13 protein-coding genes are annotated in these 14,942 nt (G+C 71.1%); 9 read left to right on the top strand and 4 right to left on the bottom strand.

The window, feature by feature from the left end; translation table 11 throughout:
• The 3 genes from ABT369_RS04000 to nadC form a co-directional block, all read left to right on the top strand.
• Positions 1–188: hypothetical protein (locus tag ABT369_RS04000; protein WP_350610183.1), on the top strand; the 188-nt coding region annotated here is incomplete at its 5' end.
• Positions 189–287: 99 nt separating this feature from the next.
• Complete coding sequence (locus tag ABT369_RS03995; protein ID WP_350610182.1) at positions 288–1,934, top strand: L-aspartate oxidase; 1,647 nt, start codon at positions 288–290, stop codon at positions 1,932–1,934.
• On the top strand, positions 1,931–2,809 hold the full coding sequence (gene nadC, locus ABT369_RS03990) for a carboxylating nicotinate-nucleotide diphosphorylase (RefSeq protein WP_350610181.1): 879 nt from the start codon (positions 1,931–1,933) through the stop codon (positions 2,807–2,809). The genes ABT369_RS03995 and nadC overlap by 4 nt, the downstream gene beginning before the upstream one ends.
• Here nadC and ABT369_RS03985 read toward each other — a convergent pair.
• The gene (locus tag ABT369_RS03985; RefSeq protein ID WP_350610180.1) at positions 2,806–4,857 is read right to left on the bottom strand and encodes a hypothetical protein; all 2,052 of its coding nucleotides are present in this window, start codon (positions 4,855–4,857) and stop codon (positions 2,806–2,808) included. The genes nadC and ABT369_RS03985 overlap by 4 nt on opposite strands.
• 44 nt (positions 4,858–4,901) lie before the next feature.
• Here ABT369_RS03985 and ABT369_RS03980 point away from each other — a divergent pair, with 44 nt between their 5' ends.
• Positions 4,902–5,663, top strand: coding sequence for a type III pantothenate kinase (locus tag ABT369_RS03980; protein ID WP_350610179.1), 762 nt, complete (start codon positions 4,902–4,904; stop codon positions 5,661–5,663).
• On the opposite strand, the gene ABT369_RS03975 is transcribed toward ABT369_RS03980, so the two are convergent.
• Positions 5,660–6,382 carry a class I SAM-dependent methyltransferase gene (locus ABT369_RS03975; RefSeq protein WP_350610178.1) on the bottom strand — a complete coding sequence of 241 codons (723 nt, stop codon included), beginning with the start codon at positions 6,380–6,382 and terminating at the stop codon, positions 5,660–5,662. The two genes, ABT369_RS03980 and ABT369_RS03975, sit on opposite strands and share 4 nt — an antisense overlap.
• A 300-nt stretch (positions 6,383–6,682) precedes the next feature.
• On the opposite strand from ABT369_RS03975, the gene ABT369_RS03970 reads away from it, so the two are divergent.
• The 3 genes from ABT369_RS03970 to ABT369_RS03960 all read left to right on the top strand — a co-directional run bounded on the left by ABT369_RS03970 (position 6,683) and on the right by ABT369_RS03960 (position 11,376).
• Entirely contained in the window at positions 6,683–7,039 is a 357-nt protein-coding gene (locus ABT369_RS03970; RefSeq protein ID WP_350610177.1) for a histone-like nucleoid-structuring protein Lsr2, read from the top strand.
• A gap of 381 nt (positions 7,040–7,420) precedes the next feature.
• Positions 7,421–9,955 (top strand): ATP-dependent Clp protease ATP-binding subunit, encoded by a 2,535-nt coding sequence (locus ABT369_RS03965; RefSeq protein WP_350610176.1) that lies wholly within the window; start codon positions 7,421–7,423, stop codon positions 9,953–9,955.
• Between the two features lie 566 nt (positions 9,956–10,521).
• The gene (locus ABT369_RS03960; protein WP_350610175.1) at positions 10,522–11,376 is read left to right on the top strand and encodes a hypothetical protein; all 855 of its coding nucleotides are present in this window, start codon (positions 10,522–10,524) and stop codon (positions 11,374–11,376) included.
• A 160-nt stretch (positions 11,377–11,536) separates the two neighbouring features.
• Here ABT369_RS03960 and ABT369_RS03955 read toward each other — a convergent pair whose 3' ends face one another.
• Positions 11,537–12,475, bottom strand: a complete 939-nt coding sequence (locus ABT369_RS03955; protein WP_350610174.1) for a polysaccharide deacetylase family protein — start codon at positions 12,473–12,475, stop codon at positions 11,537–11,539.
• A gap of 409 nt (positions 12,476–12,884) precedes the next feature.
• On the bottom strand, positions 12,885–13,772 hold the full coding sequence (locus ABT369_RS03950) for an HhH-GPD family protein (protein WP_502891700.1): 888 nt from the start codon (positions 13,770–13,772) through the stop codon (positions 12,885–12,887).
• 17 nt (positions 13,773–13,789) lie between these two features.
• Here ABT369_RS03950 and ABT369_RS03945 point away from each other — a divergent pair, with 17 nt between their 5' ends.
• Both ABT369_RS03945 and def read left to right on the top strand, forming a co-directional pair.
• Positions 13,790–14,299 (top strand): glycine cleavage system transcriptional repressor, encoded by a 510-nt coding sequence (locus tag ABT369_RS03945; protein WP_350610172.1) that lies wholly within the window; start codon positions 13,790–13,792, stop codon positions 14,297–14,299.
• Between the two features lie 82 nt (positions 14,300–14,381).
• Positions 14,382–14,891 carry a peptide deformylase gene (gene def / locus ABT369_RS03940; RefSeq protein WP_350610171.1) on the top strand — a complete coding sequence of 170 codons (510 nt, stop codon included), beginning with the start codon at positions 14,382–14,384 and terminating at the stop codon, positions 14,889–14,891.
• The last annotated feature ends 51 nt before the right edge of the window (positions 14,892–14,942 follow it).

Genomic DNA, 14,942 nt, shown 5'->3' with positions numbered 1-14,942 from the left:
TCGGGCGCGGCGCCGACCGGGCGGGCTTCGAGCGCGGCGCCGACCGGGCGGGCTTCGAGCGCGGCGCCGACCGGGCGGGCTTCGAGCGCGGCCCTGAGCGTGCGGCCCTGAGCGTGCGGCTTCGGGCGCGAGGGCAAGCGAGCGCATTGCCTCGAGCGCGGAAAGCGGGCGACCGCACAAGAGCGTGAAACGATTGGGGACGAGTGCGAAAACAGACGAACGGACCGTTACGGGAGGGCGACGAGCATCACCACCCGTCGAACGGGTGAGTGATGTTGACTGTAGTGATGACAGCAGGCATGAACGGGCCGATCGCCCCGCGCCGGCTTGCCGGGCCACCGCCCGGCTGGGCGGAGCCGACCGACGTCGTCGTCATCGGGTCCGGCGTCGCGGGCCTGACCGCCGCGCTGCACCTGCGCGAGGCCGGGCTTCACGTCACCGTCGTAACCAAGGTCAACATCGATGACGGGTCGACGCGGTGGGCGCAGGGCGGGATCGCCGCGGTGCTCGATCCGCTCGACACGCCCGAGGCGCACGCGCAGGACACGCTCGTGGCCGGGGTGGGGCTGTGCGACGCGGCCGCCGTCGACGTGCTGGTGCGCGAGGGGCCGACGCGGGTCCGGGAGCTGATCCGCTGGGGCGCCGAGTTCGACCGGAACAACGACGGCTCGCTCATGCTCACCCGCGAGGGCGGGCACCACGCCAACCGGATCATCCACGCCGGCGGGGACGCGACCGGGGCCGAGGTGCAGCGGGCGCTGCACGCGGCGGTACACCGTGATCCCTGGATTCGCCTCATCGAGCACGCGCTGGTGCTCGACCTGCTCACCGACGCGAAGGGGCGGGCCTGCGGCGTGACGCTGCACGTGCTCGGCGAGGGTGCCGAGGACGGCGTCGGCGCCGTCCACGCCCGCGCGGTCGTGCTCGCCACCGGCGGCATGGGGCAGATCTTCGCCGCGACCACCAACCCGATCGTCTCCACCGGCGACGGCGTCGCGCTCGCGCTGCGAGCCGGGGCGCGGGTCACCGACCTCGAGTTCGTGCAGTTCCACCCGACCGCGCTGGCGCTGGGCAACCACGACTCGCAGCAGCCGCTCGTGAGCGAGGCGCTGCGGGGCGAGGGCGCCTACCTGCGCGACGGCGACGGCAACCGGTTCATGGTCGGCAAGCACGAACTCGCCGAGCTGGCCCCGCGTGACGTGGTCGCCAAGGGCATCTACCGGGTCATGCGGGCCGAGGGCACGAGCAACGTCTGGCTCGACGCCCGCCACCTCGGCCGCGAGTTCCTCGAGGCGCGCTTCCCGACCATCGTCGCCTCCTGCCGCGCCGCCGGCGTCGACCCCGCCGCCGACCTGATCCCCGTCTCGCCCGCCGCCCACTACGCCTCCGGCGGCGTGCGCACCGACCTGCACGGCCGCACCTCGATCCCCGGCCTGTACGCGTGCGGCGAGGTCGCCTGCACCGGCGTCCACGGCGCCAACCGCCTGGCGTCCAACTCGCTGCTGGAGGGGCTGGTCTTCTCCCGCCGCATCGCCGAGGACATCGCCCGCGACCTGCCGCCGCAGGCCGAGCCGATCGCCGTGGACCTGCCCGCCTGGTCGGCCGACCCCGCCATCCGCCCGCAGCTGCAGGCCGCCATGTCCGCCCACGCCTCGGTGCTGCGCAGCGCCGACTCGCTGGAGCACGCCGCGCAGGCGCTCACCAAGCTCTCGCTCGACCGAGACCCGAACGCCACCGCGAACATGGCCGCCTGGGAGGCCACCAACCTGCTCACCGTCGCCAGTGCCCTGGTCGCGGCCGCAACGCAGCGGCAGGAAACCCGGGGCTGCCACTGGCGCGAGGACTTTCCCGACGCCAGCGACGTGTTCCGGGGGCACTTCCTCGCCGCCCTCGACGACGCCGGCGCACTCACGGAGACCTGGGAGGACGCGTGAAGTTGCAGACCGAGGCCGAACTGCGCAAGGTCGGACTCGATCCCGTCGCGGTCGAGGAGATCGTCCAGCGCACCCTGACCGAGGACCTCGGGCCGGACCGGCTGGACGTCACCAGCGTGGCCACGATCCCCGATGACCAGACCGACGATGCCGACATCGTCGCCCGCGCGGACGGGGTCGTCGCCGGCCTCTGGGTCGCGGTCGCGGTCTTCGAGGCCGCCTCGGGCGGCATCACCGCCGAGGTCCGCAAGCGCGACGGCGACCGTGTCGTGCGCGGCGACGTCCTCGCCACGATCCATGGGCCGACCCGGGGCCTGCTCACCGCCGAGCGCTCGGCGCTCAACCTGCTCTGCCGGATGTCGGGCGTCGCCACCCACACCCGGCGCTGGGCGGACCTGCTGGAGGGCACCAAGGCGCTCGTGCTCGACACCCGCAAGACCACCCCGGGCCTGCGCATCCTCGAGAAGTACGCGGTGCGCGCGGGCGGCGGCACCAACAAGCGCATGGGGCTCTACGACGTCGCCATGATCAAGGACAACCACAAGCTGGCCGCGGGCGGGATCACGGCCGCGTACGAGCGCGTGCGCGCCACCTTCCCCGACGTCCCCGTGCAGGTCGAGGTGACCACCGTCGGCGAGGCCGTCGAGGCGGTCACCGCCGGCGCGGGCTTCCTGCTGCTGGACAATATGCGGCCGGAGACGCTGCGCGAGGTCGTCAGCGCCGTGGGCGGCCGCGCGGAGCTCGAGGCGACCGGGAACCTGACCCTGGGCACGGCGGCCGAGTACGCGGCCACGGGCGTCGACTATCTCTCCGTCGGCGGCCTGACCCACTCCTCGCCGATCCTCGACATCGCCATGGACCTGCGCCTGCACTAGCGGTTCGGAAAGACCGTCACCACATATTGGTCGATGCGGTTGTACTGCCAGTTCGCCGGCACGATCCGGTGGCAGCGCTCGGCGCTGCTCACGCAGATTACCGCATCGACCGATGTGACGTCCCCGGCCGGGTGTCCGGGCACCTCGGACTCGAGCTCGATCAGTTCCTTGTCCCGCAGTTCGATTTGCAGGGGGTACTCCCAGAGGTCCCCCTCCAGCACCAGCCCCACCCGCTTCGCCCCGCTGGCCCGCACCTGGTCGATCGCCGTGCGGTAGCTCGCCGCCTGGTCCGGCATGCGCACGAAGCGCTCCTGCCAGTCGTCCAGCGTGAACACCGAGGCCTGCCCGACGAGCCGGCGCGGCTGGCCGTAGTAGACCGCGACGAGCCCATGCGCGGTCCCGGCCAGCATCGCCAGCACCACCAGTGCGCCGAGCGCCCGCCGGAGCGCGGCCCGCTCGATCGTGAAGGCCCGCTCGAGCGCGTACCCGGCCAGCGGGGCGGCCACCGCGAAGGCGGGCAGGATCAGGCGGTTGCCCCAGTCCTGCCACTTCACGACCGCCGCGGTGGCGAGCAGGGCGCCGAGCACGAGCAGCGCGTAGCCGCGGGTCCGGCGCCAGCAGAGGCCGGCCACGGTGCCGAGCAGCACGAGCGCGGACTGCACCGGATAGGGGGAGCGGTCCTCGTCGGGCTTCCAGCGGTCGCCGGGGAAGGTGCTGCGCCACTGGGTGATGCCCGGGTCGTTCGGGTCCACGCCCACCGCGTCGGCGATGCGCACCACCGAGCCGCCGATCGCCTCGTTGACCGCCGCGACCGGGGTCAGCAGCGTCGAGGCGCCGAGCCGCAGCCCGTTGACGAGGATCGCGGGCGGATCGTGGCGGGTGTTGGACAGCGCCTCGCGATAGCCCGGCGGCCCGAACGGCGATCCGAACGCGTCGTGCACCCGCAGCAGCGACGGTCCCGCGAGGGCGGCGGTGGCGAGGATGACGGAGCACAGGGCGTACGACACCTGCTTGAAGCTCTTCTGGCGCAACCGGCAGACGCCCCAGTAGGCGAGCACCGGCAGCAGCGCCATGGCGCCGGTGGACTTCGTCACCATGACCAGCCCCGCGGCCCCGGCCAGCCCGAGCACGTTCGGCCAGTCCACCGGGGCGCGACCAGTCGTCGCCGGGATCTCACGCGCGTCGGCGGCGGCCGGCTTGGGCGAGCCGAACGCGAGGGCTCGGCGCGCGTCCAGGGCGAGGGTCGCGGCGCAGGCGACCCAGGCGGTCACCACCAGGTCGTTCTGGGTGCTCGTGGACTCCAGGGCGACCGCGGGCGCGGTGAGGAACACGGCCGCGGTCAGCCAGCGCCCGGCGCGGCCGGCGCCGAGCTGGCGGGCGCAGCGGGCCACGGCCAGGGCGCCGAGCAGCCCCGCGGCCCACTGCAGCAGGTTGTACTGCCCGTCGAAGCCGGTCAGCAGGCGCAGATGGAGCAGGAGCAGTTCGGCCCCCGGCACCAGGATGATCTGCTGGGTCTGCACGGTGGCGAAGTTGCCGAGGCTGCCGTCGGCGACCCAGTGCTCGATCTTGGCCAGGTGGTAGGAGTTCGAGTCGAAGTTGTTCGGGGAGCTCGCGAGGGCCAGCACCAGCTCGCTCGCCACCAGCAGCCCGACGGCGACCCGTAGCCCGGTCACAAGCCAGCGGCCGCGCTCTGAATCGCCCTCTGAACTGCTCTTTTCGGCGCCGGCCGCACCCGCGAACGGGCGCTTCGGCCACCACAGTGCCGGATTTTTTGTGATTTTCCGCGCTTTGTCGGGCAGGGAACGCCACGCGAGCCACCCGGTGGCGAGGGCGGCGGCGAGCCAGGCGAGCACGAACGGTACCGGCGAAATCCAATGCACCAGCGAAAACAGCTCGGCGGTGAGCACCGCGCCGACGGCGACGGCGATCGCGGCGCGGATGATCATCAGGGCGCGGTCGGCCTCGGCCCGTGGACGCAGCGCGACCGCCGCGAACGCCAGCGTGAGCACCGGCAGCAGCGCGAGCAGCACGCGGGCGTTGGGGATCATTGGCTCGCGATCGTAATTGAACGGTCGTTGGTTAGGCTTCCGGGGTGCTGCTGTGCATCGACATCGGGAACACCAACACGGTGCTCGCCACGTTCGAGGGTGAGAAGATCGTTCACTCCTGGCGGATCAAGACCGACTCGCGCGCCACCGCGGACGAGCTCGGGCTGCTCTACCGGGGCTTGCTGGCCACCGACGCGGTGTCCCTGACCGGCATCGCGGCGTGTTCGACCGTGCCCGCCGCACTGCGCTCGTTGCGCACGATGCTGCAGCGGTACTACGCGAACGTGCCCACCGTCATCGTCGAACCCGGGGTCCGGACCGGCGTCCAGCTGGCCATCGACAACCCGAAAGAGGTCGGCACCGACCGCGTGGCGAACACGCTGGCGGCCTACACGCTCTACGGCGGTCCCTCGATCGTGGTCGACTTCGGCACCTCGACCAACTTCGACGTGGTGTCGGCCCGGGGCGAGTTCCTGGGCGGCGTGCTCGCCCCGGGGATCGAGATCTCGGTCGACGCGCTGGCCGGGCGCGCGGCCCAGCTGCGCAAGGTCGAGCTGGTCAAGCCGCCGCGGGTGATCGGCAAGAACACCGTCGAGTGCCTGCAGTCCGGCGTCGTCTACGGGTTCGCGGGCCAGGTGGACGGGGTCGTGCGCGGGGTGACCGCGGAGCTCGGTGGCGATGTGAAGGCCGTGGTCGCGACCGGCGGCCTCGCCTCGATCGTGATCGGGGAGTGTCAGAGTGTGACGCATCACGAGCCGATGCTCACGCTCATCGGGCTGCGCCTGATCTTCGAGCGAAACACCTAGAGCTTTTTTGCGCGGTACGTGTATGTGACGTACGGCAGCTCGAAGTGCTCGCCGGCCTCGAAGTTCGCCGCGGTGAGCTCGCGCACGCGCTGTTCCAGCACCGCCCGGGTGCCGGCGTCGGACACGAGGTAAAACGAGCGGGACTTGATCAGGTCGACCAGCGACTCCGCCGTGTGCGTCGCGCTCCAGCGGAAGAGTTCGAGTTCGGCGGCACCGAACAATGGCCCGAACTGCTCGGGCGTCAACGTGCGCTCGTCGATCGCCGTGCGGGCGCGGTGGCCGTCGAAAACCTCGGACAGCTCGGCGACCCACGGCACCGATTCGTCGCGGACGTTCCAGATCGGGATGAACCAGCCGCCCGGCTTCAGCACCCGGGCGATCTCGGCGTGCGCGGGCTCACCGGCGAACCAGTGATAGGCCTGCCCGGCGGTGACCGCATCCTGGCTTTCCGCCTCGACCGGAATGGCGGTCGCGCTGCCCGCGCGCGTGTCGCCGTCGATCTGCCGCCGCATTTCGTCGTCGGGCTCGACCGCGATGACACGATGCCCGAGCTCGCGCAGCTGGCGGGTCAGAATGCCCGTGCCGGCGCCCAGGTCCACGATCTCGGCCGGCCGCGCGCCGAGCGCCCAGCGCAGGGCCTCGAGGGGATAGCGCGGGCGGATTCGGTCGTAGAGGTCGGCGGCCGCCCCGAACGAAGACGCGTGTTTGCTCAAGTCCACGTCGCCAACCGTACGCCGCCGTCATTCTCCGGCTCGTCACACATAGCAATGCGCTCGACACGGATCTGTACGTTGCATATTGCTTGTGAGCTATTCCTGAACCGGTCGCCGGGTGGCTCACCCCGCACCCGACCTCGGACATCGCCCTCGCGAATCCGTCGCCCTTTGCGACAGGGAAACGAACCCTTTGGCCTTGGTGCAGCCGCGCAGTTTCGGCGTACCGTTGACGCGGCGCGGCCTTACTACGTTATCTTTGCAATCGCACAACGCGGGGCGGGCTTCCTCGAAGGGAATACGACAGTGGCCAAGCGGACCATCCACGTGCTGGTCGACGACCTCGACGGCGGGGACGCCGACGAGACGGTGAAGTTCGCGCTCGACGGGGTGCAGTACGAGATCGACCTGTCCAAGAAGAACGCAACGAAGCTGCGCGATGCGTTCGGCCCCTTCCTCTCCGCTGGAACCAAGGTCGGGCGGGGTGGCGTGGTGGTCGGCGGCCGTGCGGCCAGCGCTCGTGGCCGGGGCGGCGCCGCGGCGGATCGCGAGCAGAACAAGGCGATTCGGGAATGGGCGCAGAACAAGGGCATCAAGGTGTCCGACCGTGGTCGCATCAAGCAGGAAATCGTCGACCGTTTTAACGCCGAAGCGGGGCGATAGCGCCGTTTGTTGCGGCCCGTACGATTCTAGACGCTCCAGACACCCACCGTAGCGGTTCAGTTACGGTGGGTGTTGTGTATCCGGGAGTCCGATTTCGCTCTTGGCGTACGGGCGGGGGTGCAGGAACATGCCGGCGGGTGCGAACGTTGGTCGAAAGCGCCGGGTACACGTGGTTCCCGGAGGGTAGGCAGTCAAGGACCGGGGGTTCCGGCGACCGATTGCGGGGTGCGGCAACGCCGCACACCCCGCAATGAGTCGGCCCGCGGCGATAGAGTGATGGCACGGTCACGTTGGCGTCCGACAGAGCTTCGGCGTGGCGACCCCCTGATACGGGGTTCCGCGAGAAGCGGCGGCGACGGACACGGCACGTGAGGAGCAGGGATGTTCGAGCGGTTCACCGACCGAGCACGACGGGTTGTCGTCCTGGCGCAGGAAGAAGCCCGGATGCTCAACCACAACTACATCGGCACCGAGCACATCCTGCTCGGCCTCATCCACGAGGGTGAGGGCGTGGCGGCCAAGGCGCTCGAGAGCCTCGGCATCTCGCTGGAGGGTGTTCGCCAGCAGGTCGAGGAGATCATCGGCCAGGGCCAGCAGGCGCCGAGCGGGCACATCCCGTTCACGCCACGCGCCAAGAAGGTGCTGGAGCTGTCGTTGCGGGAGGCCCTGCAGCTCGGGCACAACTACATCGGAACCGAGCACATCCTCCTCGGCCTGATCCGGGAGGGTGAGGGCGTCGCGGCCCAGGTGCTGGTGAAGCTGGGCGCCGACCTCAACCGGGTCCGCCAGCAGGTCATTCAGCTGCTCTCCGGCTACCAGGGCAAGGAGCCGGCCGCGGCCGGCACCGGTGCCCCCGGCGAGGCCGCCCCGTCCACGAGCCTGGTGCTTGACCAGTTCGGTCGCAACCTCACCCAGGCCGCTCGCGAGGGCAAGCTCGACCCGGTCATCGGCCGGGAGAAGGAAATCGAGCGGGTCATGCAGGTGCTCTCCCGCCGCACCAAGAACAACCCCGTTCTCATCGGCGAGCCCGGCGTCGGCAAGACGGCCGTGGTCGAGGGGCTGTCCCAGCGGATCGTCAAGGGCGAGGTGCCCGAGACCCTGAAGGACAAGCAGCTCTACACCCTCGACCTGGGCGCGCTGGTCGCGGGCTCCCGCTACCGCGGTGACTTCGAGGAGCGCCTCAAGAAGGTGCTCAAGGAGATCCGCACCCGCGGCGACATCATCCTGTTCATCGACGAGATCCACACGCTCGTCGGGGCGGGTGCCGCCGAGGGCGCCATCGACGCGGCGAGCATCCTCAAGCCGATGCTGGCCCGTGGCGAGCTGCAGACGATCGGCGCGACCACGCTGGACGAATACCGCAAGCACCTCGAGAAGGACGCCGCGCTCGAGCGGCGCTTCCAGCCGATCCAGGTGGGTGAGCCGTCGCTGGCGCACACCATCGAGATCCTCAAGGGCCTGCGGGACCGCTACGAGGCGCACCACCGGGTGACGATCACCGACGCCGCCCTGGTGGCCGCGGCGACCCTCGCCGACCGCTACATCTCCGACCGTTACCTGCCGGACAAGGCGATCGACCTGATCGACGAGGCCGGGGCCCGGATGCGCATCCGCCGGATGACCGCGCCGCCAGACCTCCGCGACTTCGACGAGCGCATCGCCCAGGTCCGCCGCGACAAGGAGTCCGCGATCGACGCGCAGGACTTCGAGCGCGCCGCGCAGCTGCGGGACAAGGAGAAGCAGCTGCTCGGGCAGAAGGCGCAGCGCGAGAAGGAGTGGAAGGCCGGCGACCTCGACGTCGTGTCCGAGGTCGACGACGAGCAGATCGCCGAGGTCCTGGCGAACTGGACCGGCATCCCGGTCTACAAGCTGACCGAGGAGGAGACGGCCCGCCTGCTCCGCATGGAGGACGAGCTGCACAAGCGCCTCGTCGGCCAGGAGGACGCGGTCCGCGCTGTCTCGAAGGCGATCCGGCGCACCCGGGCCGGCCTGAAGGACCCGAAGCGCCCGTCCGGCTCGTTCATCTTCGCCGGCCCGTCCGGCGTGGGTAAGACCGAGCTGTCCAAGGCGCTCGCCGAGTTCCTGTTCGGCTCCGAGGACGCGCTCATCCAGCTCGACATGTCCGAGTTCCACGACCGGTACACGGTGTCCCGACTCGTCGGTGCGCCCCCCGGATACGTGGGCTACGACGAGGGCGGCCAGCTGACCGAGAAGGTCCGCCGGCGTCCGTTCTCGGTGGTGCTATTCGACGAGATCGAGAAGGCCCACCCGGACGTGTTCAACACCCTCCTGCAGATCCTGGAGGACGGCCGGCTCACCGACGGTCAGGGCCGCATCGTGGACTTCAAGAACACGGTGATCATCCTGACCACCAACCTGGGCACCCGCGACGTGGCCAAGGCCGTGTCCCTGGGCTTCCAGGCGTCGGAGGACACCGAGTCGAACTACGAGCGGATGAAGCAGAAGGTCAACGACGAGCTGAAGCAGCACTTCCGCCCGGAGTTCCTCAACCGCATCGACGACACGATCGTCTTCCACCAGCTCATGCAGGACCAGATCCTCGGCATTGTCGACCTGATGATCGCCCGGATCGAGACCCAGCTGCGCAACAAGGACATGGGCCTCGAGCTGACGGACAACGCCAAGAAGTTCCTGGCGAACAAGGGCTACGACCCGGTGCTGGGCGCGCGGCCGCTGCGTCGCACGATCCAGCGCGAGATCGAGGACTCGCTGTCCGAGCGCATCCTGTTCAACGAGCTGCGCCCGGGTCAGATCGTGGTCATCGACTGCGAGGGCGACCCGGCCCAGTTCGAGAAGTCCAAGCTGGTCTTCAACGGGGCGGAACGCCCGGGCGATGTGCCCGACGCGGTGCCGGCCGAGCTGGCCGGCGGCGGCTCGGACGAGGCTTCGGCCTGACGCGTCCCGACCGTCACGCACCACCGCACCATCGCACTGCCTGCACGTTCCGAGGCCGCGCCGCGATTCCTTCGCAGCGCGGCCTCGGCCTTTGTCCGCCCGCTCTCCGCGCGGTCGTCCCAGCGTTCGGCTGGTTCGTTTTCCGTGCCGGGCGTCGGGCGCGGTGCGCCGTGCTGTTCGGCTGGTTCGCGTTCCGTGCCGGGCGTCGGGCGGTGCGCCGTGCTGTTCGGCTGGCATGGCGGTCGCTCGGCGGATCGGTCGATGCGCCGGCTTCGGTCTGGCTGCCCGGTCGGCGGTTCGCTGACCCTCGCGTGTCCGGCTGGCCGGTTGGGTTTGCGCGGTTCCGAGTCGCGCGGTTTCGGGGTGCAATCGCGTGTGGCCCTGTCGCCCTCGGTGGGCCGGCTTTCCATTCGTTTTCGGGCCAGGTGTCGATTTGCACCTCGCGTTTCTTGCCCTTTTGTGTGCGTCGTCTAATCGATGCTCGGGTGGGGAGTTTGTCGGGTTCCTCAGTCGTACAAGAGACTCGAAACGCGTGATCTCCCGACCGGGCGGGTATGTTGCGCGGCGTGAGTAAGGGGCGTTTCCCGTTTGAGTCCGGACGGTTCGTGCGCCGGGCGGCGGGGCGGCCCATCGCGCGGCCCGGGTTGATGGCCCGGCTCGATGACGCCGACGAGATGGTTGTGCTCGTGGGCGGTACGGGGGCCGGGAAGAGCACACTGCTCGACGCCTGGGTGGTCGGGCGCGGGGGAGTCTTCGTAGACCTCGCGTGCGAGTCGCTGGACGCGGTGCCCGACGACGGGGTCGTGGCCGTCGACTCGGCGACGGCGGGGGACGTCGCGGCGCTCAGGAGGCGGCGGGGTGTCGTGGTGGCCGTCGAGCACGATCCCGGAATCGCCGGGGTTGTCCGGGTCTCACCATATGAGCTGGGGTTCGCCGAGGACGAGACCTATCAGGTGCTGGCCGCCGCGTTCGGGGACGCCGAGGCGGCCGACGTGCTCGCGCCGGATCTGCATCTGCTGACCAACGGGTGGCCGGGGCTCGTATCGCTCGCGGCCTCCTGGCTCGCCCAGCACCCGGCCCTCAAGCGGCGGGAGCGGCTGGTCGCGCTGGCCCGGTCCGAGGCGGGGCTCGCCGAGTACCTGATTCCGGCCGTCGTCGCGGGGCTCACCGAGCACGACCGGGAGCTCGTGCGGCGGATGGCGGGGCTGCCGGGGCTCGACGCGCGTACCGCCGACCGGCTCGACATCACCGAGGACCTCGGGCCCGTTGCTCCGTTCGTGCAAGGGCTGTTGCGCCGGCCCGGGTGGTTCGTTGTTCCAGAGGGATGGAAGGCGGCGCTCAGGGCGGAGTTGCCCTTGAGCGCCGCCGAAGCAGAACGTCTGGCCGGCGGATTCCTGGCCGTTCTCGGTCAGAGCCGCTAGCTACCTCGACCGGGCTGGTCCTCGGCGGGGTGGCGCGTTGTGGCCGCCGGCTTTTGAAGCCGCTCCGGCCTCGCTGGGTTCGGGGCCGTGCTTGCGGCGACGTCGACCGAGCGGCCGGATTCCGCGGGGTGGTGGGCGCCCCGCGGATCGCATTGCGGAACTACGTCGCCGGCATGTAGTCGGTCAGCAGAGCCGGGGTCAGGCCCGCGTCCGAGATGGCCTGCAGCGCCGCGATGAAGTCGTCCACGAAGCGGTCCCGGAAGTGCATCAGGATGATGTCGCCCTTCTGCACGGAGTGGCCCTCCTGATAGCGGACGATCCCCTTGTCCACCGTCTCCTTCCAGAAGAAGCCGGCCTGCAGACCGCAGTCGCGCGCCACCTTTAGCGTGGTCGAGTCCTTGTCGCCGAAGGGTGGGCGGAAGAGCTTGGGGCGCTGACCGTACAGCCCGGCGAGCTGGTCGGCCGAGCCGCAGATCTCGCGCTTCTGGAAGTCGTACGACTTGCCCTTGAGGTTCGGGTGCGTGAGCGTGTGCGCCTCGATGTCGGCGCCGGCGTCGCGGAGCTGCTTGAAGTAGTCCGGATTGTCCCGGATCGCGTTGATCGTCAGGAACAGGGTGACCTTCACGCCCGACTCGCGCAGGAGCTCGAGGGCCTCCGGGCGCTTCACCCAGCCGTCGTCGATGGTCAGGAACGCCACCGGCTGGTCGGTCGGGATGCGGGAGTAGTAGGCCGCGCCCGCGCCGCTCTCCGGGAAGTTGATGCGCACCGGGGCCGGAGGCGCGCCGAACTTGGGCAGGCGGCCCGCGAAGGTGTTGCCGGGCGGCGGGGCCTGGGTGGTCTTCGTCGCGCCCGGCTTGCCGCCCGGGTTCGCCGAGCCGGAGGCCTGGGGTGCGCCGCCGCCGCCATCGGTGGCGGCGGCGTCGGAGGAGGACGCGGTGGAGGCGCCGGGCGCGGCCGACGCCGAGGCGGCCGAACCGCTGCCGTTGAGCTGGGAATGGCCGGGTGCGGCCTTGTCGTCGCAGGCGGTGACCGCGAGCGCCAGCGCGGTGACCACGCCGATCAGCGCCCCGAGGCGGCCCGTTCTGCCGGTAACAAGCACGAACCTGAGATTAGCGTTGGAATTCGCTTGAAGGACCACCCATTTCGGGCATCCGCTCCGGTGAATAACGCCACCCGATGGGCCTGCAACCTAACCCGGCAGGGTGTACGTCTTTTCCCGCCGTTCGCGAGCCCATCGACGAGGGTGTCGTCGCGCACACCAGGGTCGGCGGCCTCGCGCTGGCGGTCTCGCGCTGGCCGCGCCGGTCGTCCCGCGCTGGCCGCCCCCAGCACCGATCGCATCGCGCCGCCCCGCCGACAGCCCAGGCCCCAGCCACCCCGCCCCGCTCCGCGCCGACCGCCGCATGCACCGGCCCGCGCCGGTCGTGCTGCCCCGTGCCGGTTGTTCCGCGCCGTGCGTGTGGGAGTCGGTGCCAGCGCTGGTCGTTGCGCGCGTGCGGGGAGGTGGCTCAGCCGGGCAGGGTGTACGTCTCGGCCCGCTGGTTCACCAGCCCGTCGACCAGCAGTCCGGCCAGCGCGCGCCGGCGTTGGTCGGCGTCGGGCCACACGGCGTCGAGGCGCTCGGCGGGCACCGGGTCGTCGCTCGCCCGCAGGACGGCCATGAGCAGCCCGCGGACGTATCGGTCCGTGCCGTGGTACCGCTGCGAGGGCCGGCCCTTCTCGTCCGACGGCGGCGAGCCGGCGAGCCGCCACGCGCAGACGGCGGTCAGCGGGCACTCGGCGCAGCGCGGGGCGCGGGCCGTGCAGACGAGCGCGCCCAGCTCCATGAACGCGATCGAGGCGCGGGCCGCCGCCTCGTGGTCCTCCGGCAGCAGGACCTCCACGGCGCGCAGGTCCGCGGGCGTGGTGTTCGCGCCGCCGTCCGCGGTGCCGGTGACCGCGCGGGCCACGACGCGGCGCACGTTCGTGTCGACGACGGGGTGGCGCTGGCGGAAGGCGAACGCGGCCACGGCGCGGGCCGTGTAGACGCCGATGCCGGGCAGCGCAAGGAGTGCTTCCACGTCGTCGGGCACCACGCCGTCGTGCCGCTCCACGATCGCGGTCGCGCACGCGTGCAGGCGCAGGGCGCGGCGCGGGTAGCCGAGGCGATCCCAGGCGCGGATGGCCTCGCCGGGCGGGTCGGCGGCCAGGTGCGCCGGCGTTGGCCAGCGCTCCATCCAGCGCTCCCAGGCCGGCTCGACCCGCGACACCTGGGTCTGCTGGAGCATGACCTCGGAGACGAGGACGCCCCACGGGGAGGCGCCGGGCCGGCGCCAGGCGAGGTCGCGGGCGTTGGCGTTGTACCACCGCGTCAGGGTGGACGCGATGGCGGTCTGTGCATTCGGGTGACTGGCGATACGCAAGGATATAGCTCGTGAACGAGTACGCCGTCACGGTCATCGGCCACGACCGGCCCGGCATCATCGCCGATGTCGCCGAGATCCTGGCCCGCCTTGGCCTCAACCTGACCGACTCGACCATGACCCGCCTGCGCGGACACTTCGCGATGACGCTGGTGTGCTCGGGGCCTCCGGCCGGCGCGGAGATCGAGGCGGCGCTGGAGCCGCTCACCGCCGAGCGGACGCTGCTGGTGACCGTGCGCAGGGTCGTGGAGGAGCCCGTCTACGAGCCCGCCGGCACCCACCACGTCGTCACCGTGCACGGCGCCGACCGGCTCGGGATCGTCGCGACGCTGGCCCGCACCGTCGCCGAGTGCGGCGGCAACATCACCGACCTCACGACGCGGCTCTCCGGCAGCCTGTACGTGATCGTCGCCGAGGTCGACGTCACCGACGCCGAGCGGCTCGACGAGGCCCTGCGCACCGCGGCGCAGCGGCTCGGCGTCGAGGTCTCGATGCGCCCGGCCGACGCGGATCTCTTGTGAGCGAACGGCAGCGCGGCTCTCTCGTGAGCGACCGGCAGCGCGGCGCCGGGGCCGATCACCGGGCGGCCGTGGAGGTGGCGGCGTGAGCGGGGCGGTCCTGCCTGTCGTTCGCGCGCCCGCCCCGGTTCTCGGCACCGCCGCCGAGCCCGTCGACCCCACCGCCCCCGAGATCCTCCAGCTCGCCGAGGACCTGCTGGCGACCATGCGCGTCTCGCCCGGCTGCGTCGGGCTGGCCGCGCCGCAGGTCGGCGTCGGCGCGCAGGTGTTCGCCGTGGACGTGACCGGGCACCCCAAGGCGCGTACGGTGCACGGCGCCTTCGTCCTGTGCAACGCCCGGATCGTCGAGGCGTCGCAGTGGCAGAAGGGCCGCGAGGGGTGCATGTCGGTGCCGGATCTCACCGGCGATGTCAAGCGGGCCAACCGGCTCGTGGTGGCCGGGTATGCACCGGGCGGTACCGAAGAAATCGAGATCACGACGGATGCCTTCGAGGCGCGGGCCCTGCAGCACGAGATCGACCACTGCGCCGGGCTGCTGTTTCTCGATCGGGTCGCGGGGGCGCACGCGGTATATGCCCGGAAGGTTTATCTCTGAGCGGCGAGCCTTCCCGACCATGGGGCATTCCCCCGATACGGTGAGTGCATC

The sequence above is a fragment of the Dactylosporangium sp. NPDC000244 genome (assembly GCF_040300725.1).
Classification (GTDB): domain Bacteria; phylum Actinomycetota; class Actinomycetes; order Mycobacteriales; family Micromonosporaceae; genus Dactylosporangium.
Note: the sequence above shows the minus strand (reverse complement) of the source record. Positions and strands in the feature narration are given on the sequence as shown.

Excerpts from the sequence above, each read along its gene's own strand:
- ABT369_RS03985 (WP_350610180.1), bottom strand. The coding sequence starts at position 4,857 with ATGATCCCCAACGCCCGCGTGCTGCTCGCGCTGCTGCCGGTGCTCACG.
- ABT369_RS03995 (WP_350610182.1), top strand. The coding sequence starts at position 288 with ATGACAGCAGGCATGAACGGGCCGATCGCCCCGCGCCGGCTTGCCGGG.
- ABT369_RS03965 (WP_350610176.1), top strand. The coding sequence starts at position 7,421 with ATGTTCGAGCGGTTCACCGACCGAGCACGACGGGTTGTCGTCCTGGCG.